The sequence below is a fragment of the Blautia coccoides genome, from assembly GCF_034355335.1.
Taxonomy (GTDB): Bacteria; Bacillota; Clostridia; order Lachnospirales; family Lachnospiraceae; genus Blautia; species Blautia producta.
Genome location: NZ_CP136422.1, coordinates 1,030,934 through 1,055,377, shown reverse-complemented (window position 1 = coordinate 1,055,377; position 24,444 = coordinate 1,030,934). Strand labels below are relative to the sequence as shown.

Genomic DNA, 24,444 nt, shown 5'->3' with positions numbered 1-24,444 from the left:
TATATCTTTTTCTGTAAAAAAAACTGTTGATTTCATTAGATTTCTTGTAAATATATTTTATATTAAACAGAAAAAAGCAGGAACCATCAGTATTTTGACGGTTCCTGCCCCTCACACAACTCATTTATTTATTCAATATTTTCATTCTGTACTCTTTCGGCGACATTTTCTTGAATTTCTTGAACACACTGCCAAAGTAGGCCGAATCTTTAAATCCCACCAGCTCTGCGATCTCTCCTATCTTTAAATCCCTTTCCTCCATCAGATTGACTGCCGCTTTTATTCTGACCTGATTCAGATATTCCCCCATGGAAATTCCCATATATTTTTTAAACTGGGAACTGAAATACCAAGGATTCAGCGATACATACTCGGCTACCTTCTGCAGAGACAATTCCTGCATATAGTTCGCCTCCATATAAGCAGATGCCAGACGGATATAGGAGGGCACCTTGGCTTTCTCCTGGAAAAAGCTGAGGATCTGCTGCAGATATGCCTCCAGATCAGTCCAGGCCTGTGTCAGAGTGCTGCTGCTTCTCAGGTCTGAAAGCACCTGCTCCTGTTCAGACAGACGCTCCAGCATTTTTCCGGCCTCCTCGGTCTTAATGCGCTCCTCCAGCATATAGCAGAAATGCATCATCTCCCTTTTCATCTGCCCTGGCTCAAAACCCTCTGTCCTGTTCCAAAGCCGCCGTCGGCCTTCCCTTAATATGAGCTGAAGCTGATCCTCCCTCCCCCGCATCAGGATCATCTCAATCTTGGAGAAGGGCAGAAAATCCTCCATATTGATCTCCTCCGCCCGTCCTGTTTTCCTCTGCCATTGTTCCTCATCCCAGGTATACTGCCGTCCGTTAAAGTCCATGTAGGCTTCCCGCTCAAGGAGGGTATGTGCAGTCTCCTGCAGAGTCTGCTGCCCCCACAAAAAACGCTTTTTCAAATAAACAGCACCGTCCCCCGCCTCCACACAGCCTCCGGAAATTTCCTCTTCCTCTGTTTCTGATAAAGGGAACACGATCCACAGTCTGTGTTCATCCACAGCGGCCACTGCATTTCTCTTTCTCAGCCCGATCCTGGCCCGGCAAAGAACTGCTTCCCACTCCTCTCTGCCTCTGTCCCTGTCAGACCACATGGCACAGAGACACTCTGTCTTGTCCGGAAATATACAGGCATCCATATCCTGCCGGTTCTCTGCACCCTTCAGCAGCTTCAGGAACAGACGCTCTCTCCGCTTCTCCTCCGTCTCCTGTGCCCGCTCTTTTTTCTGTTCCTCCACCTTCTTGAATATCCCCAGTATCTCTTTCCGCCTGCAGGGTTTCAGCAGATAGTCCACCGCCCCATTTTTCATGGCCTGCCGGATATATTCATAATCCGTATATGCACTCATGGCGATCATGACGGTCTCAGGACATATATCCCGTATTTTCTCTATCAGTGTGATGCCTGATATATGAGGCATTTTAATATCCGTCACTACCACATCCGCCTGTCCCGGATTTTCCTCAATAAAACGGATGGCAGGCTCCGGGTCTGTAAAACTTCCCGTTATCTCATAATCCGGAAATTCTTCCGCCAGCAAATGGCGCATTCCCTGCAGCACTACTTGTTCATCATCAATCAACACAACCTTCAGCATAGTTATCCACCCGCAATCCTGATTCATTATCTATTGTCCACACGATCCCCATCAGCCTTCTTGGCACTTTTTTGCCATATGCCGCAGATATTAATTTCTGCCAGCCTCACCGCCCTGCCCTCTCTGCTTTTCCAGGCACTTTATGTACACTGTTAAACGGTGAAAACGGCGAGACTGAGGGGACTGAATAATTACGCTTATTATAATATAATGTGGAATCATAGACAATGGAAACTTTATTCCTCTATTTAGCTGTAAAAGTAAAAAGTGCCTGCGGCAGTTATCCGCAGGCAGCTCTTCCTCTCTATGTACCCAGCACAGCAAATTTATTTTTTCTTTATTTCCTTCTGGAAACCAAAGCATTCCTCCGCGGCCACATTACTCAGCACCAGCAGGCAGATCAGGTTTGGGATCGCCATAAGTCCGTTCATGGTATCTGAGAAATCCCACACGATCTGAAGGGTTCTTGTGGCGCCTATAAATGTCACAAAGGAAAACAGCACCCTGTAGATCCTGTTCATCTTTGTGGAGTGCACCAGGAATTCCAAAGATTTTTCCCCATAGTATTCCCAACCTAAAATCGTAGAAAACGCGAACAGCATGATACCGATGGATACCAGATAACTGCCCATTGGCCCCAATGCGCTCTCAAAAGCTTTGATGGTCAGATTTACACCTGTTATGACCTCCCCTGAAGCATCCTTCATTCCCAGCACACCCGAAGACGCAATGACAAGACCGGTCACGGAACAGACCACCAGTGTATCGAAAAAGGTTCCCGTCATATTGATATATCCCTGTCTTGACGGGTAATCCGTCTTGGCTGCCGCTGCCGCAATTGGAGCGGAACCGAGGCCTGCCTCATTAGAGAATACGCCTCTGGCAACACCCCAGCGCATAGCGGATGACATTTTTGCCACAATATTGCCGCCCACACCTCCGGCTACTGCCTTTATGGAAAATGCCATGCCGAATATCTGGCCAAGTCCGTCAGGAATCTGCTTTGCATTGATAATGATAACACCGATTCCACAGGCAAAATACAGCACTGCCATAAAGGGAACCACTTTCTCACATACCTTGCCGATGCTTTTAATGCCGCCCACCAGAACCACCAGCGCCAGAGTTGTGATCACCACACCTGTCACGATATTAGGAATCCTGAATGTGCTGCTCAGTGCATCCGCGATGGAATTGGCCTGTGTCATATTGCCGATTCCAAAGGATGCCAGAACCGCAAAGACTGCAAAAAGTGTCGCCAGCACAGCGCCCAGTCTCTTGTGTTTGAATCCGTTTCTCATGGCATACATAGGTCCACCCACCATCTCGCCGTCAGCGTTCATCTCCCTGTATTTTACAGCCAGAACACTCTCCACGTATTTGGTTGAAAGCCCGAAAAGAGCGGATATCCACATCCAGACAATGGCTCCGGGGCCTCCCATGACCATAGCAGTGGCAACACCCACAATATTTCCGGTACCAATGGTAGCTGCCAGAGCGGTCATCAGGGACTGAAAGGGTGTGATATCGCCTTCCCTGCTGCCCATGCCTTCCTTGTCCGGGTCCTTAAAAATAGACTTCAGGGCAAATCCCAGATTGCGCCACGGCAGGAATTTCAGACGAAAGGTAAGAAAAACACCTGTGCCCACCAACAGTATCAGCATAAAGGGGCCCCACACAAAATCATTGACCGCCTTCAGTATTCCAGCAAAATCCATACGTAACCTCCCTCAGATGCGCCAACGCAGAAAAGGACAGACCACCAACCGTCTGCCCCTTTGCTCCACTGCGTCATCACATCAACGTTTTATTCTTTTTTCATATCATAACATGTGAAGAGGGGTTTGTAAATCTAAAATCACAAGGAAGGGGGGGGATAAGCGGACGGGGTGTTGGGGCGGGGCTGTGCTGGGGTGGCAGCCAGCTTCGTTCCCCTTCAACTAAGCCCTAACTTCGACTAAGACGCTCAGTAAAGATTTCGCGCCTAAGTCTCCGTAAGGGCTGGATTTTCAGGCTCTCTACCGCAATGTCTGCCACCCCAGCACAGCCCCGCCCCAACACCCCTGGTTTTCTCAACCGGCAGGTAAAAAAGATATCCATTGCTGATTGTAGTGGCTGAAAAATAACAAATAGACAGTACATTATTCATTAACTAACCGCACTATGCGCTGGTTTAATTTTCCGATAGAATAGGTGAAAAAGTCCTAGCTCAGCCTGCTGTGCCTGCGTTTTTACATCTGCACTCTTGAAAAACTATTTTCAACGAATAGTGCAATTATTCAATGAACGATATAGCAAATCTATCTCTTTTTTAATTTGCTCCTCACTTAATACCTTGTCGTTTATGCCTATCTTTTTCTCTTCCGGAAAACTGTGGCTGGCCGATGAACAGGAAGGAGTTTAGAGATGGGAGGCGGCAGGAATGGAATGGGAGCGATGTTTTAGTGGAGCGCCGCGGAGATCCACCTGCCCCAGTTACTTAATGAAGAGGCCATTGCCGATGAATTTAGTAAATGGGAGCAGGTTAGCTCCGTGGCAGCGAAACGCTTCGCTCCCATTCCATTCCTGCCGCCTCCCATCTCTAAACTCCTTCCGTCCGCCGCCACCTTTACACCCTCAATTCCTTCTGTAAATCCACCGAATAAATATACCTCTCAGACACCTTCCTCCCCGTCATCCGTTCCAGGGCTTCTGTATAGTAATCAAGCTGGATTTTATACTTTTCAACCAGGTCACTGCCGTTTCTTTGCCGCACCCTGTCTGTCTTGTAATCCACCAGTACAATTTTTTCCTCCTCATAGAAAAAGGCATCAATGATCCCCTGTACCAGGACACTTTCATCTCCCGCATACTCTTCTCTCAGCCTGTCTGCTGAAATACTTATGACAAAAGGCTGTTCCCGGTAAAGCATGCCCTGCGCCTGGGCTTTTGCCATACGTGTTCCCACCGAAGACACGGCAAACTGATACACATCACGGGGTGAGACTGTCCGGCGAATCTCACTGTCTATTCTGTGTTCCGCCTCCAGATCTGCAAGCTGTTCCTCCACCTCTTTCGGAGACCCGGCCTTTGAAAGATTTAGGCATTCAAATACCCTGTGGTATGCCGTACCTCTTCCGGCTCCTGTCAGCCCCTCCTGACGCTTCTCAATAAAGGACGGGATATAGGGAACCATCTCTTCCGCCTCATACCAGGACGTGCTCTCCTCATCCTCCATGTGCAGTCTCTTCACCTCGGAAACAGTCACCTTTGCCGGAATATTTTCCCGTTCAAGATAAGGATAGGAATAGGAAAAGCACTCCTGTATCTGCTCTCTGGCTTCCGCGTCATAGCTGACGGATGTGTCAAAATCCAGAATCTCCTGTTTTTTCATCTTTTGTATCATTCTGGTCTCCGCCTCTTCCAGCGTAAGCTGTGTGGGCGAGATCACCTGTACGAAAAATCCGGCCTCATTGTCATGAAGAGGATTCAGAGCATACGGACGTTTCTCATAGGAGAGGTACACCTCATCCATACACCGGTGCCTTGCAAGCGCGGGAAAGATCCAGTCCAGATAACAGCGGGCTTTTACAAGCTTACCGTAAGATATCCTGCGCTCTTCCTGCTTCTTGACAGGCTCTAAGGCAGTCAGCCGCTTCTCCAGCCTGGAGGTGCAGCCGGTCAGGATCAGCTTTTCCTTTGCGCGGGTCAGCGCCACATAGAGGATTCGCAGCTCCTCTCCCAGATTCTCGATCTGTATCTGCCTCTGTACTGCCTTTTTCAGCAGTGTAGGGGTCCTGGTCCTAAACTTTGCATCTACCCAGTCAGCACCCACACCCAGATCAGGATGCATGACCAGAGCTGCCCTGGCATCCTGCTGGTTAAACTGTTTTCCCATGCCGGAGACAAACACAACCGGAAATTCCAGGCCTTTGCTCTTGTGGATACTCATGATCTTCACAGTATCCTCATTCTCGGAAAGGATGTTGGCCTCTCCGAAATCCACCTGATACTTCTGCAGGTTTTCTATATACCTGACAAAATTAAACAGTCCTCTGTAACTGGTGCTCTCATAATCTCTAGCCTTCTGAAGCAGCATGAGCAGATTTGCCTTCTGCTGCTCTCCGGATGCGCCTGCCCGGATATAGTCAAAAAGTCCTGTCCTATCATAAATCTCCCACAAAAGCTCATGCATAGGCGTGTAGGGAACCTTACTCCTGATGCTCCTGTACAGCTCCAGGAATTCATGCGCTTTTCTGCCCATCTCTCTGTCATCCGTATCTTCAGAATCCCTGAGACTTTCCGCTGCCAGAAGCGCCTGATACATCCCTGTCTTCTCCATTTCCCTGCCCACACATTTGATACGAGCCAGCTCCTCCATGGAAAATCCTCCCGGCAGATTGCGAAGCGCGCCGGTAAAAGGAATGTCCTGCAGAGGATTATCCAGAATACGCAGGTAGTTCAGCACAGTCATGACCTCCGACGCGGAAAAATACCCCGTCTTTGTGGTGACACTGGCAGGAATCCCCTGTGCATTCAGAACACGCTTAAAGGTCTCCGACCAGCCGGACAGGGTCCTGAGCAGGATCACACAGTCCCCATATACCGCAGGGCGGTACTGCCCCGTGATCTTATCGAGGACGGGATATGAACCCACCAGCTCCTGAATCCTTCCCGCCACGGCTCTGGCCTCCAGCTCCTGAACATTCTCACCGGACTCCATAACTTTCCACTCTTCCTCATCTGTCTCCACCATGAGAATCTCTGTGTCCCAGCCATCCTTTCGATTTTTTCCGCCATCCGGCTGTTCGTCTGGATGTACTTCCGGTTTTCGGTCCAACTTCTCTATCTGCTGTTCTTCCGGCTTTCCATCCGGCTTTTCTCCCTGCTTGTTCTCCTGATACGGTGGGAATGACGCTCCGGGATACAGAGCCGCCGCATCGTCGTATTCCACCTTTCCCAGAGCTTCCCCCATAATCTGATAGAAGAGGAAATTCACTCCCGCCAGCACTTCCTTCCTGCTGCGGAAATTTTTATGCAGGTCTATCCTCAGACAGTTTCCCCCTGCTGTGGAATAAGTCCTGAACTTTTCCATAAACAAGTCAGGTCTTGCAAGGCGGAAACGGTAAATACTCTGCTTCACATCTCCCACCATGAAAATATTGTTGCTGCCGTCATCCATCTTAGACACAGCATTTAACAGCTTTTCCTGTACAAAGTTGCTGTCCTGGTACTCATCTATCATGACCTCGGCAAATCTTCCCGCCAGCTCCTTTGCCGCCTGGGTCCTCTCGTCCTTCTCCCCGGAATGGTCCACCAGGATCTTCAGGGCAAAATGCTCCAGATCCGGGAAATCCAGTATATTCTTCTCTCTCTTCTTCTCCGCAAAAGCCTGTGCAAACTGCAGCGTCAGATCAATGAGAACACTCACCGGGCCTCCTGCCATGCGCACATACTCAGCCGCTGCGTCCAGGGAAAGGTAGAAATACTGTTCCTTCAGCTCACCCAACAGGTCCTTTACCTGCTGCCGAAGGCTCTTCGCCAATTCTTTTGCCTCCTCAGATACCTGGGGATCTTTTTTGGCTGAAAGCCTGGCAAAAGAAAGGCCCGAAAACAGTTTCTGCCACTGAGAAAAGGAATCTGTCTGTAGAAGTTTCTGTACAAAAACCCTGTCAGATTCCAGTGCGTTTTCATAATAATACGGCCCGCCCTCTCCTCTGGCAGTCTCCAGGGCCGCTTCTGTCAGACTGAGAGCTTCCTGCAGACTCTTTGTGATATCCTCTTTTATCATCTGCATCCATTTTGCCTGCTCCAGTTCCTCCCCGGAAGAGATGGCATAAGCCTCCTTACAGGACAAAAGCCATTCCTCAGGATAGGGATAGCTGACGGAGAAGGCATAGAGACGCTTTATCATATCCTCAATGCCCTCGTCTGTCTTCCCTGTGGAAAAGCATTCTACAAACCGGAGAAATTCCGGTTCTTTCCTGCTGTACGCATCGTCAAGCACCTGAGCCGCCACATCTCCCTGCATGAGACGCAGTTCTCCCTCCTCTGCCATCCGGTAAGACGGGTCCAGATCAATGAGATGAAAATAATTCTTTACAACATAAGAACAGAAACTGTCGATGGTGGTGATCTGCGCGTGGTGAAGCAGTGTGCTCTGCCTCTGCAGATGTTCATTGTCCTCATCCTCAGCAAGCTTTCTCTCAATTGCCAGGCGGATACGTTCCCGCATCTCTCCGGCCGCCGCCCGGGTAAATGTCACGATCAAAAGTCTGTCAATATCCACAGGATGTGCCGGGTCGGTGATCATGGAAATAATACGCTCCACCAGCACCGCCGTCTTGCCGCTTCCCGCCGCTGCGCTGACCAATATGTTGCAGTTTCTGGAATCTATCACCTTTTTCTGCTCGGTTGTCCACATCACGCCCATTTTTACACCTCCTTATCCACCAAACGCTCTGATTTTTCCCCATCTCTCATCTTGTCCCATATCTCCTCCGGCTTCAGGGCATTCAGTCTCCGGTAGCGGTATCCTGCCGTTTTCTCGTCAAACCCGCAGGCCCCTTTGTATGGACAATACTGGCAGGCATTGCGTTTTCCCATCTCGTAGGGAAGCGTCTCTGCCTCTCCGTTCAGGATCCTGCGGCCGATCTCCTTCATTTTTAAGTTTACATAATTCGATATCAGGCGGAACTGTTCCGGACTGACCGCACTGGAATTCCTTGACAGACTTCCGTCCTTATTGATCGTCACAGGCACACACAGGGAGGCAGTGCCGTTTGCGCTCAGATTTTCATCCAGCTTTTCCAGCACCCCCCTGTCTGAAGATGCCAGGCCGTTCATGCGCAGTTCCTTTAAAATACGGCGGTTCAGGGCCTCCGGGTCTTCCTCTTCTATCTTCTCCACCACGGGGTCTTTGATATTGTAGTAGAAGATACCCGCAGGCACCACCTGTTTGTCAGGATGGTTTCTCTGCTCCAGTTCCATAGCCGCATTCATATACAGCACAAGCTGGAGCTGCAGGCCGTGATACAGGGCCAGCAGGTCAAAGGAAGTGTTTCCCGATTTATAGTCAATAACCTTTACAAGTACCTTGTCCTCCTCCTCGCAGGTATCCACACGGTCAATCCTTCCCAGAAGCTTCATTTTCTCCTCTTTTGACAACGCGATATTGATACTCTCCAGGGAGTCCGCCATGGCGAAGGAGACTTCAAAACGGCTGGGTGTGAAGGCCCCCTGCTCCATCTGCTTTGTCAAAGCCCAGATCGTGCGCTTCATCATCCTTTTTACACGGCTGACCATGTACTCATTTCTGGCACTGCTTTTCAGCACTGTATTTCCATAGTAAGAAACCACTTCCTCCACGCAGGCGTCTGCTATCTCATCCATCTGCTCCTCATCCAGGGCAGTCCAGGAAAGACCGCTCTGGTGCATTTTCTTGGCAAAGCTTTCCAGACCGCTGTGCAGCACATTTCCCATATCCATGGGGCTGAACTCATACCTGGCCCGCTCTCTTAATTCCAGTCCGTATGCCATAAAGTGCGCACAGGCACACTGGGCAAAGAGTTCCAGGCGTGTGGCGCTGTTCTCCAGGGTGGTGCCGTAGAGGGCCTGCGCCACGCTCTTCCCGATCTCATCCTCAGGATTGACTCTGAAGGCGCCTTCCACCATATTCTGCATGGTCTGTTTCCATTCCTCCTGCTGCTGATACCAGGAAAACAGCTCCTTCCACAGAGGCGAAGGCTCCCGGTCCAGAATTTCCTTGAACCCGGATGCCAGATATTCCAGAGCACTCTGGGGATTTTCCACCTTCCATACCGCATCTCTGCAGGGATACTCGGGGACAAGCCCCGGAAACAGCTTCTGCACCGCACCGATCAAAAAGGACTGGGTCATGGGTTCCCCCTCATCATCAGCTCTGCTGTACGACAAAAACAGTTTGTCAGAGGGTTTTGTCATATTCAGATACAGATAGAATCTCTGTGTGTACAGATTCTCCCGATAAGTGGGAGCCAGTGCAACCAAGGAGGCCTTCAGGTCTTCCCTGTTTAGATCCGACAGTATTTTCCCTGCGGCGTCCTCTCTGGGAATCTTTCCGTCATTGACACCCACAAAGAAAAGAACCTTGATGTCTTTCAGCCTGGTCCTCTCCATATCGCCCACCAGCACCTGGTCAGAGCTTGGGGGAATGATACCGATCTTCACCTCAGAAAGCCCTGCCTCCAAAAGCTCTTTGAATTCCCGGAGGCTTACCTTCTCCTCCCCCAGCACCTCTGTCATTTTGTCAAAAAGGTCCATGACCATGGGATAGATCTGGGCATACTCTTTTGCCCTGTCCATGGCGTTTTCTTCCACAAATCTCTTTTGGCTTCTGTCAAGCTTTTCCTGGATACCGCAGGCAGTGATAAATTCATAAAATGCCTGAACACGCTCCCGGACCGTACCTTTTCGTGTCTTCATCTGTTCCGTAAACGGTAATAAAAGCTCCATAAGCCCTTCCCGGATCTTTTCGATCTCAGGAACCTCCTCCGGCTTTTCTCCCCGGTAGTGGAGCACCCATTCCTCCTGCCATTTGCGAAAGCCCCGGATTCCCATACCGAGTACATAGTTCTCCAGTCTGTCCATATCCTGTCCGGGCATGTCCAGCAGTCCACAGCGCAGCAGCCGGAATACACTCTCATAGCTGTAGTTTTCCAGAAGCATATCCACTGCCGAGCGGAGAAATTCCACGAAGGGATTCATGAACACAGACTTTTTCTGATCAATGAAGCAGGGGATATCAAACTTCCCGAAAGCCCTTGCCGCGTGGTCCGCATAGGTCTCCATATCTCCTGTGATGACAGCAAAGTCCCGGCACCTGTACCCCTCTTTCCGCATGAGACGGCGGATGATAAGGGCGGTCTCCTCCATCTCCTGGGCCGGATTCTGGCTCTCTCGTATATGGACTGCCTGCTGCTCTTTTCTGTAGGTATCCTTTCTGAACCGGAACAGGTTCCGTTCCAAAAATTCCATAGGTTTATTGTGGGAAAATCTTCCTTTTCCTGTTACCCAGGTCTCCTCCACCTGACTTCCCACCGCTCTGGAAAGTTTACATAACTTTGACACCGTTTCCCTGCTCAGATGGAAGAGATGATGAGGACTTCCCTGCCGGTAGGCATCCACCCGTTCATCCATAGTCACGGTCACATACATGGTTTCACACAGGGGCAGAACCTTTTCCAGCAGTTGGAGCTGAATGGGGGTAAATCCCGTATAGCCGTCCAGAACCATCACGCTCCCTGACAGCTTCTTTGATTGCCCTGCCACTCTTCCCAGAACCTCCAGCACTTCCTCCTGGGTGATGAAATTCCCTTCCAGATAATCAAAAAACCCCTGGTACAGCACAGAGATATCCTTCAGCTTGTAGTAAAGCTCCGGCTTATCCTTTGCATAGTCCAGCATGGTGTCCATATCTTCTTTTGTCACCTCATACTGCTTCAGTTCTGACACCATGGATTTCATCTGGGAAATGTAACCCTGCTTTTTCATCTTCTCTCCCAGGATCTTCAGTTCCTTTTTCTTCTCCTGGGATACCTTGCGCAGCACCAGGCTCTTTCCGGTCTCCTCCAGTACCTGGGCACAGGATTCCCCTGTCTCCTCCAATACCCGGTAGGCAAGGCGCTCAAAGCTCAGAACATCAATGTTCAGGATTCCCTTTCTCGGGTGCATCATCACAAGCTCTTTCTGTGTCTGCATGGTAAACTGTTCCGGAACCAGCACCAGATACTGCCGTCCCGGATGTTCCATGGACTCCTGTATGATCTTTTGGTAAATATAGTGGGATTTTCCGGCTCCTGAAGCGCCGAAAATAAAATGCAGCGGCATGGACTTCCTCCTTTTTGTCAGTTCATAAAAAACTTCTCTATCACTTCTTCAATCCCGTCTTCATCATTGCTTCGAACTGTGACATAATCAGCCACATCCTTGACCTTTTCTTGGGCATTAGCCATGGCTGCCCCAAGTCCTGCAAACTGTATCATGGATATATCATTATATCCGTCTCCGCAGCACACCATCTCCTCCCTGGATATACCCAGGATCTTCAAAAGCTTCCCCAGACAGTAGGCCTTGTCCACATTTTTGGGCGTTGCCTCCAGGAAGAACGGCTCTGAGCGGAAAATCTGGGCTTCGTGAAGATACTCCTCAGCCATAAGTGGCTCAATGCGCTCCAGTTCATCCGGCTCCCCTGTGAGGAGACATTTATTCACCGGAAAGTTTACATAACTCGGAAAGTCTTTTCTATAAGAGATGGGCAGTCCGGTGATCCTGGATTCTGTCTCCATATAGATATCAACGGGAGTTCCCGCAATGATGCGGTCCTCCTCATATGTGATGATCCCCACTTTATGCCGTACTGCGCTGCGGTAGAGCTTTCTGGCCATTCCCAGGGGAAGGGTCTTGGAATAGATACATTCCTTTGTCTTCCAGTTCACGATCCTGGCCCCGTTAAAAGCCAAAACATAACCTCCGTATTTCTCAAATTCCAGTTCATCCGCCACCGGAGCAATGCCTTTGGTTGGACGCCCGGAAGCAATAGCCACCAGGATTCCCTGTTCCTGCAGTTTTTTAATGGCCGCTTTTGTCCTGGGGGTCACTTTTTTTTCTGTATTGGTAACTGTGCCGTCAATGTCCAGCACAAGTAATCGGTATTTCATTCTTCTACTGCCTCCTTAGCAACAAAAATTGTCTGCAACCAGTGTATCATAAATCGGCAATGGAACCAACCACGTTTTTCTTGTGGCAAGGTTGTGAATATCATAAAAACACCCCGGCAAGATTCTATATTTTCAATAACCGATTCTTGCCGGGATGTTTCTTCATATGATATATATTTTTTGTAATCAAAATCACAAACTGTTTAATCCCTTCTCTTTTCACAATAATTCCTAGGAGAAATGCTAAAATACTTCTTGAAGCATTTGCTGAAATAACCCGCGTCTTCGTACCCGCACTTTTCAGCAACATATGCCACATTATGATATCCCTCATCAAACATTTTTCTTGCTCGAACCATGCGTATCTGTAATATATACTCTCCAATGGTCATCTTGTTCGTTTCTTTGAATTGCTGACATAAGATTGTCTTACTTACTCCGAATACTTTAGATAGTTCCGCCAATGCAAGATCATACCGGTGATAGTTTTCTTCAATATAGTACATCACTTTTACCGGCAGAGACCGTTTTTTATCCACCATCCGTTTTCCCATGGTTTGCATATTATCAGTGATATACCGCAAAACCTCCGCTTGGATCTGATCAACATCTCCTACCGAAAACTTTGGAGGAAACATTGGTAGGAATTTATCATCCTCCGTCACATTTTCTTCTATAAGCTGAAACACCTCATACGCACAGGAAACCATATCATCAGCTCTTCGCAATATAATCTCCGGCCGTACTTCATTCTTTTTCATTTCAGAAAAAGCCTCTCTCACCAGGGACTCCATTGCCGAAATGTTGACCGTACGAATATATAAAATAATTTGTGAGGACCAGTCACCAAAAAATTCACTCAGTTTCACATAACTAAGATTTATATGTGAACTGTTATAAATTCCCGTTTTCCGATACATAAGCATAAATTTCTGTACTAAATTCGCCTCATGTACTGACCCTCCCATATCCCGCAGTTGTTCCTTTGCTGATCCTTCACTGATCAAAAATTCCAGAGGCAGCTTTTGTTTTATAAGATCCAGAAGACATTCCTGCACTTCCAAAACTACAGCCTCAAGCTCCCCTACAGATAGTTTCCCCGTTACAAGTACATGCAGGCTCTCCTTATCCACACTGGTCATACACTGGATTCCCCTATTTTCAAATAATTCCGTTAATATATTGGAAATCATAGAATAATAAAAAGAATCTCCTCTCCCCAATCTGTGTTCTTTATTATCAAAATATGCATCAAGGATAAACAACATCCATCTGTTCTCTTCCTGCAGATCCAGAATTTTCCGGGCCATTCCCTCCATTTCTATCCAGTCCAATTCACTATCTGCTGAAAAAACTTTATCCACAAAATGTGCTTTGACCATAGGTGTTGCAATGTACTGCTTGGTCTCCAGTTCCATGATACGGGCACTACGCAGCCTTTCTGCTTCTATTTGAGAAGATGCTTTATCCAAACATTTTTTCAACTGCTGTTTATCAATTGGCTTTAATAAATAATCAAAAACTCCCAGATGAACTGCCTTCCTAGCATATTCAAACTCATCGTATCCGGTCAAAAGAATTATTTTTCTTTGCAGTTTATCTCCTAAATTCTCATCAGCCAATGTCTGTATGACTTCCAGACCACCCATAACAGGCATATTAATGTCCATCAGTACAATATCCGGACACAAATTCCGAATCAACCCCAGACCTTCTTTTCCGTTTTTGCTTTCCCCCACACACTGATACTCATCTTCCCATTCGGATAAATATCGTTTCATTGCCTGCCTAAAGTAATATTCATCATCAACTACTACAATGGTATGCATAATTTTTTACAACCCCCGGACTCCTTTTTGAAAATCATTAGATTTGATCTTTGGAATTGTCATGATTATACGTGTATAAACCGATTGTTCACTTTCAATCTCTAGCCCGTATTCCGGCCCGAAAAAGAGTTGTATTCTTCGATTTATACTATACAATCCGAAAGAACTCTCCTTCTTTTTATCTGTACTTTTCAGAGAATCCCGCAGTTTTTTTAATACTTCGGGAGAGATTCCAGCCCCATTATCCCATACAAGGAAAATAAGACTGTCTTCTGTCTCTGAAATACTCAATTCAATCTTTCCCATTCCCTGTATTTCTTTTATTCCATGGTAGATCGAATTTTCTAATAATGGCTGTAGCGTAAGCTTTGGAATACAATATTTCTCCATTCCTTCACATTCTTTAATTGTATAGTCCATATATTCTGCATAGCGCAGCCGCTGAATATACAGATATTTCCGCGACAATTCAATTTCCTGTGCAACAGAACTGATATCATTCCCCCAATTTAAAGATAAGCGATAAAACTGCGACATTGCCATCACCGCTTCACCGGCTTCCTCATACATGTGACAATCCACCAGACTTTTAATCATCTCCAGTGTATTATATAAAAAATGTGGTTTGATCTGAGACTGGATGAGTTGAAATTGGTAATTACTTTTCTCCTCTTGATCCTGGTAAATCTGCTGTGTCATCTTCTCAGAGTTTTCCAACATTTGATCAAAAGCATAATACAAATTCTGTATCTCATTACTTGAAAACTTTGTATTATCTTCACCTGCTCTTTTCATCGTATGATAGTTGAGCATTTTCTTGGAAAGGGCACCAATCGGTTCGGTAATACGGTTTGCAATTGAAAAAGCAATACATAGTGAAATCACACAGGCTATCATACCTATTGTCATAGTCATATGAAAAACCATACCCTGGCTCCTCAATAAAGTATCCATAGATGTAACATAGACAACACTCCATTGGCTGTCTTCCATTTTCATAAGGGAGTAGAGTAACGTATCTTGTCCTTCCGTAACCTCACAGCTTCCCTCTTCCTGCAATTGGCGGACTTCATCACCGGTTAGATTCTGGCCTGCCATGAAGTCACTTCCAATCGTCTCTTTATCTGAAGATGATAATACCTGCTGCTTTTCCGAAAGCAAATAAAATTCCACCTGCATCTCATATGGCAGATTTTTCTCAAAAACATCTGAAAATAAATCTTCCTCAATAATAAAAGCAATATAGCCTAAAGGGTCAAGGGTCATCAAGTCCACCACCTGCTTAGAAAGCACGAAGAATTGAAGCCGTTCACCGTTGACTCCATTCATTTCATAAGGGCCATCCAAGATAAGTTTTCGTTCCGCATTGTTAACAGCAAAGTAATCTCTCCCCAGTACATCCTCTACCAACGCAGGAAAAGATTCATCACGAAAGGACAAAAAAGTCCCATCCAAAGTGACAAATATATATTGATAGATATATCGGTTGGTCCCAATGATAGGGATAACCCTGCTGCGCAGCGTACGATTCATATTATAAAAATCCAATTCATTTTCCGGGGCCTGCGGATTGTCTGCGAGAATTTCCATTACAACCGTATCCAGCGCTATTGATTTTTGATAATCTTTCACATGATCCAGCTGTATCTGTAAGCGGTTCATAATATAGACCAGTTCACGGCGATAACTCTGCAGAACAGTTTCCCTAAACACTCTATGCATCATATTCTGTGATCCGATCACAGTCACCATCAATGCAGATATCAGAAGAATAGAATAGCTAAAAAACATTCTCAAACGTACAGACATATTTCTCATAACAGCTCCTCCTTTCAACCGATACCAAACACCTACGGTCATATCCGTCAGCAAACTTACTATGATTTTATAGCACCTGCAGTCATTCCTTCAATTACCTGCTTATTCAAAACAGCATATACAATCAGAGTTGGAAGCATGGACAGTGTAATTGTTGCAAAGGTAGCTCCCCAGTCAACCCCACCCATTTCACCCACAAAATCACTGAGTCCTACCGGCAATGTTTTCATATTCCCGGCAGACATAAATGTATTTGCATATGTAAATTCATTCCAAACATTAACAAAATTAAATGTGAGGATTGTTACAGTTATATTTTTTGACATTGGAAAAATAATATTCTTAAAAATATACCAATAGGATGCTCCATCAATGGCCGCCGCCTCCGTCAGAGAGTCCGGAATCCGTGACATAAAATTTTTGTACAAAAAAATACATATGGGAAGCCCAAAGCCCACCTGAGGAATGATCAAAGCCCAGTAAGTATTTCTCAATTTCAACACATTGTAAACCTGAAACATAGGGATCAAGCATGCAAAAGAAGGAATCATCATTCCAAAAAGGAAGAATGTCATCACCTTTTCAGCACTTCGGAAGCGCATCTTACTTAAAGAATACCCCGCTGGTGCAGACAGTGCAACCAAAAAAATCAATACACCAACGGCTACCAGAAAACTGTTTATAAAATATTGAAATAAATCAGACTGAAATGCCTTCTGATAATTCCCCATGTATATTTTGGACGGAAACTGATACGCAGCCCGCGCTAAATCTGCATCTGTCTTAAAACTTGATATTGCTACCCAGAAAAACGGATAAAGCTGGATCAATGCCACTACCACCAATACTATGAGAAAAATTACCCTGACAGGTTTCTTCATTGCCAACAAATTACTATTCATTTCACACCATCCTTCCCCCTGTACCTAGACATATTTCTGCTGCAGCTTTTTGCCAATATAACGGACAATTCCAACTGCCAGCAATGATTCTACCGCAAGGAACACTGACATTGCACTTCCTACACCAAACTTTGCCATACCAAATGATGTTTTATACATATAAGTAGCAACTAGTTCCGTGGTCGTTCCCGGACCACCTTTTGTCAAAATATAAGAAATATCAAATGCCTTCAGCGTTCCATTGATTAAGAGGACCAGTTCCATAATAATAATATTCATGATCATAGGAATTTTAATTTGAGTATGTAATTTCCACCAACCACAGCCGTCAACAATGGCTGCTTCCACAACAGATGCATCAATGTCCATAAGACCTGAATAGAAAATAAGCATGTGCATTCCCACGAATTTAAAGGCATCCAGCATGATAACAATGAGCAGCGCCCAATCCGCTTCAGACAAAAATGCAATCTGTTTCAATCCGACCAGCCGCATCATTGCCGGTATAACACCTTCCGGTACTATGGAAAACATCCTGGAAAAGATTTGGCAAATAGCCGCTGAGGATATAATACAAGGAACAAAGTATGCCACTCTCAGAACGTTTGTAAATTTACGAATATTACTTAACAGAATTGCCAGTCCTAATCCTATCAACATCTGTATCGTTGTACTACCTGCCATCAAGTACAGATTATTTTTAATTGCGACCCGGAACGTACCGTCACGGAACATATTTATATAATTATTGATTCCATTAAATGTCATGTTTCCGACACCACTGTAGTCATAAAAGCTAAATGCCAAGGAATAGATGATGGGAATAATGACAACAAGAATATACACTACCAGTGCAGGTCCTGAAAATAACCAGGGTGCAATCTGCTTCTTTTTTGCTTTCAACTCAGCTCCCCCTTCCAAATAAACCCGGCCACGAAGTCTCCGATTCGTGGCCGCAAAATCATATTTATTTTAGCCTATTATTGCAAATTTCGTTTAATTGCTTCATCCAGACGTGCTGCCCATTCTTTTGGGGTAAGGTTTCCCAATGTCAGGCTCGGTGTCTCATTTAACAATACTTCAGATGTAGCAACATCAACTACTACATCCCAACACTTTGCAAAGCTTCCGGCATTTGCATAGTTATTCAAAAGTTCAAGCTGGAACTTACTTGCGCCATCTGTACTGGACGGCTTTCCGGGCGGCAGATAACCATGTTCAAAACAACCATCATTATAGTGATCCCATAGGAATCTGAAAAAATTCAGAAACTCTTCATCCTCTGCACACTCTGCTGAGATAGCCATTGGAGTACCGCCATTATAGAATCCATCTTCCGGTGCGGTTACATCTTCCTCACCTAAAGCCGGCATAGTAAAAATACCAATATTATCTAATAATTCCATATTTTCATCGCCAAAAATATTAAGATCCCAAGATCCTGAATAATACATGCCTGCATCGCCATTAACAACAAGCTGAGCAACCGTTGAAGAATCTGCGGTAGTCCAACCTTCCTGGAAATACTGACCAATATCCTCTATAAACTGAGCACCCGCCAGACCGACTTCAGATGAAAAAGCTTCCTCGCCAGCTGCTGCCTCATCAATAAACTCGTTGCCAGTCATCCTGTAAGGAACAAATGCGAGATACCTGAGAAGTCTCCACGCACCATCCATAGCAATGGGGGTCTTACCGGTGTCTTTGATTTTTTGACATACTTCAAGAAGCTCGTCCAGAGTTGTCGGGGCAGAATCTATACCTGCTTTTGCAAAAACATCCTTGTTATAATAAAAGAACTCCGCCTGGCTTTGCCAGCTGACACCGCAAATTTCACCGTCGCTTGTGCTTGGATAATTAAGTGATATAGGGTAGAAATTATCTCTGATACCCAGCTTATCATATATATCACCTACATTGGCAACTGCTCCTGCATCCCACAGCTTATAGAAAAATGAGTCAATATCACAGGTAAACCAGTCCGGTAACTCATTGCTTGCTGCCAGCGTACGGATTTTCTGGTTTCTTGCCTGTTGATCGCTTATGTACTCAATTGTCATAGTAAAGTTAGGATTTACCTGCTCCTTATACATTTCTACGATATCCAACAGGTTTTGCACTCCACCTCCCGTCTCACTTTGGGCAATATAATAAATCTCATACTCTTCGCCCGTTGTTTGGTAACCACTGTCCCCGGTCACGGCATCATCCGATTCTCCTCCAGCCGATGTGCTGTCTTTAGATGCCTGATCGGCTGAACCAGGCGTCTCTTTGCTGCCACATCCTGTAAAGAGACTTGCAAGTAAGCTAAGACCAAGCAGCATACTAATTACGGTTTTTCTTTTCTTCATTTCTTTCTCCTTTCAAATACACGTTTTTTAATGATATATTTAGTTTATCATTCACTAAATTCTAAAAGAATGGAATTTTGTAAAGGGATTTGCAAAATAGTCCAGCTCATTAGTATCTGCTTTAACCAAATATTCTCTAAAACTAATATAGATTTGATTCCTTACCCTTTTCTTCCGGAATATAACCTAAAGAGTTTTTCATTTGAATAAGCATAACACTGTGCTTCGGTAAAAGGACTTCATAGCTTTCCCCCATTAAGTTCAGCTCCACGTTTTTTATTGCAAAATCCGAATATGGTAAAATACATTCCGAACTATAGAGTGTGGATACAATAGTTTCACCATATTTAGGAACAATAAATTTTTTGGTACTATCGTAAGAACGGTTAATAAGCGTTATCGTCAGCACGTTATCTTTTTCCGTTGCCACAGCATCCTCCACAGCAAAACAAAGCTTTCCATTTATATGATTCTTCATTACAGAGAACATCTGTCCGCTGGGCGTCAGAAAGGATTTATCCCACTCCACCCGAATGGCTCCTTCATTTACCGCTTCAAAATGACAGGCCATTTGGATTCCTGAAGGGTCTGCTTCCTCAATCAACATATGAAGCATTGCAGCAGTAAATATTCCATCATTGACACTCTTAGGACGATACCATCCATACCAGACATTCCACTCATCGAAAGAAATCCTCAGCGTATCATTATTTAACTCACTTCTCATTTTGTGTACCAGTTCTCTACACTGTGTATTTACTTTACTAACACATTCATAATATTCTTCCGCATATTTATCTGGATCTGCGAATAGCGGTTGGGCCACATAGGAGTGCAATGACACCAGCGGTGCAATCTGCCCTAATGGTCTGGCCGCGTGTTCCACCCAGTCTTTATTCGGATATGGGCCAGAGGAACATAAATTAAGACCGGGGGATACCTCGAGCATCTTTCTACCGAATTCGATTCCCTTCTTACCATATCCAACCGGAGTATTATCCCCTTCCATATGACCATAACCAAATTCATTACCCAAAGACCAAAACCGAACATTATATGGTTCTCTATATCCTCGTTCAATCCTTAGACGTCCATATTCTGTATCTTCATCCCCGTTACAATATTCTACCCACTGAGCACATTCCTCCGGTGTATTCCAAGTGGGATTAATAGTGATAAAAGGTTCTGCTCCAATCTCACGGCAGAGTGCTATAAAATCGTCGGTATTAATCTCATTAAAATCGTATCCCATTGAGTGTGGCTGTGTTTCCAAACCTAAATAGGATTCAAACGGAGCTCTCATATCGACTGGCAGCAGGCCATCCTTCCAGTTATATTCTCCGGCAAAATTACCTCCGGGCCAACGTAGCAGCTTCACTCCCATTTCCCGCAATAATTCTATGACATCAGGCCGCATACCACGGAAATTTTTTTCCGGAAGTAAAGAAACTGCACCTATACATATGGTTCCGTACCCTTCAAAACTGATGGTGATATTTGCATTTTCATCCAGCTCTGGGGCATGCAGAATCACAGATTTCACTTCAAAGTCTGTCTTGTTATATTCCAATTTTTTATGTATATATATATTGCCGTCTCGATCCGTCAACGCAATCCGTATGACAGTTGGCTGCCAAACTTTTACTGCCAATCTGCATTCATAATTACAATGCTTCTGTAACGATATGCCGCTCTGTCCAATTCCGCTTTCTTCCTTTCCATAATAGTTTACAATAGTCACCGCATTGCATTCATGCCTTCTCTTCATATGATAGTCTTCCGCATGCCGTGTGTAACCTTCACCTGCATGTAAAACAAATACATCTTCCTTCTCGTTAAAGATAATATTGGTTTTCTCTCCGATTCGATACCACTCCGCCGGACAGCCATCGTAGCACCCTGGTTTTCCTGCAAATTTTCTGTTTTTTAACATCTGCGCAGAAATTCCGTTATAAATACAGGATCTGGTGTGTTCCAAATTATTACCAAACAAAAACGGGGACACAGTTACATCTGTATTGAAGTCCGGACACACCTGCACAGTCTTACAATATTCATCAAATTTCTCTTGTCTTTTTTCCAAGCTCATATCAAATCCTCCTGGTATTATTGGGCTTTATTTTGTTTCTTTAAATTAACTTTAGTTTATCAACTCATTGAATTTAAAGAAATGGAAATTCATAAACAGACATGTAAAATAATAAAGTAAGATAGCTATGGCACTATATCCACGCGTCTCCGCTTATAAATTTGTCCTCCTCAAAAGAATCCTTGCATATTTTCCCCACTTCCATAATAAGTTATAAAAAGGAATGCAGGAGGTGCAGCCATGAGCTCAAAGACCAAGATTGTCGTATTACATATGAAAGAAGTCATTTATACCATTATTTTCGTGGTACTTGCCATTCTTCTGGCGGTTCTTCTCTTTATGATGTTCGGAAAAGACCGGAAAGCCGACTCAGCCGCCACTTCAGCCGCTGTCTACCACGCTGGCGTTTATAAAAGCCCCATAACACTAAACGGCAACACATTTGATGTAGAGGTCACTGTGGATGAAAACCACATAAATGCCATATCTCTGGTAAATCTAAGCGAGACCACCACTGCCATGTATCCGCTGATGGAGCCGGCACTGGATGCGCTCTCCAGCCAGATATACGCATCACAGACCACGGAAAACATCACCTACACAGACGAAAACAAATACACCTCAATGCTTCTGCTGGACGCGATCAACGAGGCCCTTGACAAAGCAAAAGCCGACTGAAAGACCATGGCCGGCATAACAGGCCGAAGCTTTTTAAAACGGGGATGTTCCGGAGCATCCCCGTTTTTTTCTGTCATTCACGTCTGCCATTCACATCTGTCATTCAAACCTGCATTTCCCAAGACTGCTTCTCAATTTATAGTAAGAGTTTCCCCCGCATAGATCAGATTAGAATTTGCTATCCCGTTGGCCGCCGCAAGCTGCGAAACCGTAGTTCCAAACCTGAGAGCGATTCCTGACAGCGTATCGCCGTAACGCACAACATAAGTTCTCCCCACATTCCCCGTACTTCCCGAGGAAGATATCTGCAGGACCTCGCCCGGATAGATCAGGTTCGGATCAGAGATATGATTCATAGCCGCAAGCCGCGCAACAGACGTCCTGTACATCCTTGCGATTCCCCAAAGGGTATCCCCTCTGCGCACCAGATATGTGCGGTCTGCTTCCGAAGACGGAGCATTATCCATAAGCGTGATCTTTAAAACCTCTCCCGGGTAGATCAAATTGGGATTACCAATTCCATTCTCCGAAACAATAGCCGAAACACTGGTTCTGTACATCCCGGCTATCCCCCAAAGAGTGTCCCCGCTTCTGACGGTATATTCCACCACAGAGGCAGAAGGCTCCGGCATAGGCACCGGCCTTACCACATTCACGGGTTTCTCTAAAAACATCGCATCCGTAAAATGATCCAAATCCACATATCCGGATATCCCCGCCACGGTACCAGTGTCCGAATACTGCCATCCGGCCCAGGCATCCCAGTTCACCTGTGAGGACGGTGTGGAAACACCATATTCCGCGATCCAGAGAGGATAATCCGTAAGTTCTCCCCCAAACGTAGCCCCGGCATTATAGGCGTCGCTGTACACTACTGTGCCCTTACCGCTCAGGCTCTCCACTGTTCTGACAAAAGCCAGCCCAATCTCATTGGCCTGGGCACTGCTTAAGCTGGTCAGATCCTCAAAATCCATAGCCAGACGGCACTGGAACTCCTTTCCCTGAATCGTATTCACAAAAAAATGGGCCTGATACTCAGCCTGGGAAACTGTCCTGGCTGTCACATAATGATAAAATCCCACATTCAGCCCGGCTGCTCTGGCTCTCTCATAGTTCTGCGCAAAATACGGGTCCGTATAGTCGCACCCCAGGCTGGACCTGATATAAACCGTATCCACCCCGGACGCAGCCACCTTATTAAAATCAATGTCCCCCTGCCACATACTCACATCAATCCCCTGATGTCTCTCCCCTTCTTCCGGCGGCAGCGCAAAAACCGATGTACATCCCAACAACATTAAAACACCAAAAAACAATATATATGAAGATACTTTCCGAATCATACCAATAAAAATCCTTTTTTCTCTATCATATGACCCTTATTCTCATCTGCCACCCTTTCTTCTTGATCCGTCCCGTTTTTTTATAACGTTTTCATCCTCTTGAGCACTAGCTTCTGCGGCGCCCAATAAGCGTCCCAAGCAAAAACAGGAATATCCCGTAGGGATTATGCGCCTTTCAGCACATGATTCCTACGGGATATTCCTGTTTTGGGGTTAAAAATAAATTCCTTATTCACTGACAGGCTCTTATGTCGTAAAAGGGGCACGCCTATCCTTTCACTGCCCCTGCCAGGATCGCATTCTGCACCTGTCTGCTTAATAAGATATAGATCAAAAGCACCGGGAACGTAGCCACTACCATTCCCGCTCCTATAGGTCCCCATTCTGTGTAATACATACCTGCCAGACTCTGGATACCTACCGTGAGTGTCTTATATTTTTCATCACTGATAAAGGTCATTGCAAACATCAGCTCATTCCAGGAAGATAAAAAAGTAAAAATGGCAATGGTGGCAAGTGCTGGCCGGACCAGAGGTAAGATCACCCTGAAAAAAGTCTGATAAATGTTACATCCGTCTATACAGGCTGCCTCTTCCATCTCATACGGCACGGTAGAATAATGATTGCCCAGTACCATGATCCCAAAAGGAAGCGCAAACACAATATAGGGTATAATGATCGCCAGCGGCGTATTCAAAATATTCAACTTCTTAAATACGATAAACAGCGGAAGCAGTGTTGCGTGAATGGGGATTGTCAGCCCCGCCATGAAAAACCAGTAAGCCGCTCCCCGCAGTTTCCACTTCATTCTTGTCACTGCATAGGCAACCATGGAGATGAGGACAGTAGATATAACGATGACCACAACCGCCACCATTATGCTGTTGCCCAGGTATCTCAAAACCTTTCCCCCAAGCAGCGCATTCTCATAGTTTTTTATCAGCCAGTTTTCAGGAGGCCCCATAATGTTGCCGCCAAAGATTTCCTGATTACTCTTGAACGAGAAAAACACCAGCCAGATCAGCGGATAAACCGAAGTCACTGTAAAAAAGAGTAAAAATAACATAAGGATCAATTTCACACACTTTTTGCAGATGCTGCTTTTTAATACTTCTCTCATGTTCT

Annotated in this window: 14 protein-coding genes; 1 reads left to right on the top strand and 13 read right to left on the bottom strand. The window is 45.6% G+C overall.

The window, feature by feature from the left end; genetic code table 11:
* Positions 1-124 precede the first annotated feature (124 nt).
* From BLCOC_RS04515 to BLCOC_RS04465, 11 genes are all read right to left on the bottom strand, one after another.
* Positions 125-1,633: a response regulator transcription factor gene (locus BLCOC_RS04515; RefSeq protein WP_165907284.1), complete on the bottom strand. Its 1,509-nt coding sequence runs from the start codon at positions 1,631-1,633 to the stop codon at positions 125-127.
* A gap of 326 nt (positions 1,634-1,959) precedes the next feature.
* Complete coding sequence (locus tag BLCOC_RS04510; RefSeq protein ID WP_115624550.1) at positions 1,960-3,351, bottom strand: alanine/glycine:cation symporter family protein; 1,392 nt, start codon at positions 3,349-3,351, stop codon at positions 1,960-1,962.
* 890 nt (positions 3,352-4,241) lie between these two features.
* Positions 4,242-8,045, bottom strand: a complete 3,804-nt coding sequence (locus BLCOC_RS04505) for a UvrD-helicase domain-containing protein (protein WP_115624549.1) — start codon at positions 8,043-8,045, stop codon at positions 4,242-4,244.
* A 2-nt stretch (positions 8,046-8,047) separates the two neighbouring features.
* Positions 8,048-11,479 (bottom strand): helicase-exonuclease AddAB subunit AddB, encoded by a 3,432-nt coding sequence (addB, locus tag BLCOC_RS04500; protein WP_115624548.1) that lies wholly within the window; start codon positions 11,477-11,479, stop codon positions 8,048-8,050.
* A 17-nt stretch (positions 11,480-11,496) separates the two neighbouring features.
* On the bottom strand, positions 11,497-12,309 hold the full coding sequence (locus tag BLCOC_RS04495; protein ID WP_115624547.1) for a Cof-type HAD-IIB family hydrolase: 813 nt from the start codon (positions 12,307-12,309) through the stop codon (positions 11,497-11,499).
* Between the two features lie 203 nt (positions 12,310-12,512).
* Complete coding sequence (locus tag BLCOC_RS04490) at positions 12,513-14,138, bottom strand: response regulator transcription factor (RefSeq protein ID WP_115624546.1); 1,626 nt, start codon at positions 14,136-14,138, stop codon at positions 12,513-12,515.
* 6 nt (positions 14,139-14,144) lie between these two features.
* Entirely contained in the window at positions 14,145-15,956 is a 1,812-nt protein-coding gene (locus tag BLCOC_RS04485) for a cache domain-containing sensor histidine kinase (protein ID WP_165907283.1), read from the bottom strand.
* Positions 15,957-16,015: 59 nt separating this feature from the next.
* Positions 16,016-16,858 carry a carbohydrate ABC transporter permease gene (locus tag BLCOC_RS04480; RefSeq protein ID WP_115624544.1) on the bottom strand — a complete coding sequence of 281 codons (843 nt, stop codon included), beginning with the start codon at positions 16,856-16,858 and terminating at the stop codon, positions 16,016-16,018.
* 24 nt (positions 16,859-16,882) lie between these two features.
* A complete protein-coding gene (locus tag BLCOC_RS04475; protein ID WP_115624543.1) occupies positions 16,883-17,761 on the bottom strand; it encodes a carbohydrate ABC transporter permease in 879 nt (292 codons plus the stop codon).
* Between the two features lie 77 nt (positions 17,762-17,838).
* Positions 17,839-19,209 (bottom strand): ABC transporter substrate-binding protein, encoded by a 1,371-nt coding sequence (locus BLCOC_RS04470; RefSeq protein ID WP_115624542.1) that lies wholly within the window; start codon positions 19,207-19,209, stop codon positions 17,839-17,841.
* Positions 19,210-19,351: 142 nt separating this feature from the next.
* A complete protein-coding gene (locus BLCOC_RS04465; protein WP_115624541.1) occupies positions 19,352-21,298 on the bottom strand; it encodes a hypothetical protein in 1,947 nt (648 codons plus the stop codon).
* Positions 21,299-21,538: 240 nt separating this feature from the next.
* Here BLCOC_RS04465 and BLCOC_RS04460 point away from each other — a divergent pair, with 240 nt between their 5' ends.
* Positions 21,539-21,976, top strand: a complete 438-nt coding sequence (locus BLCOC_RS04460; RefSeq protein WP_018597792.1) for a hypothetical protein — start codon at positions 21,539-21,541, stop codon at positions 21,974-21,976.
* 131 nt (positions 21,977-22,107) lie between these two features.
* Here BLCOC_RS04460 and BLCOC_RS04455 read toward each other — a convergent pair whose 3' ends face one another.
* On the bottom strand, positions 22,108-23,319 hold the full coding sequence (locus tag BLCOC_RS04455; protein ID WP_115624540.1) for a LysM peptidoglycan-binding domain-containing protein: 1,212 nt from the start codon (positions 23,317-23,319) through the stop codon (positions 22,108-22,110).
* A 268-nt stretch (positions 23,320-23,587) separates the two neighbouring features.
* Complete coding sequence (locus tag BLCOC_RS04450; RefSeq protein WP_115624539.1) at positions 23,588-24,439, bottom strand: carbohydrate ABC transporter permease; 852 nt, start codon at positions 24,437-24,439, stop codon at positions 23,588-23,590.
* Positions 24,440-24,444 lie beyond the last annotated feature (5 nt).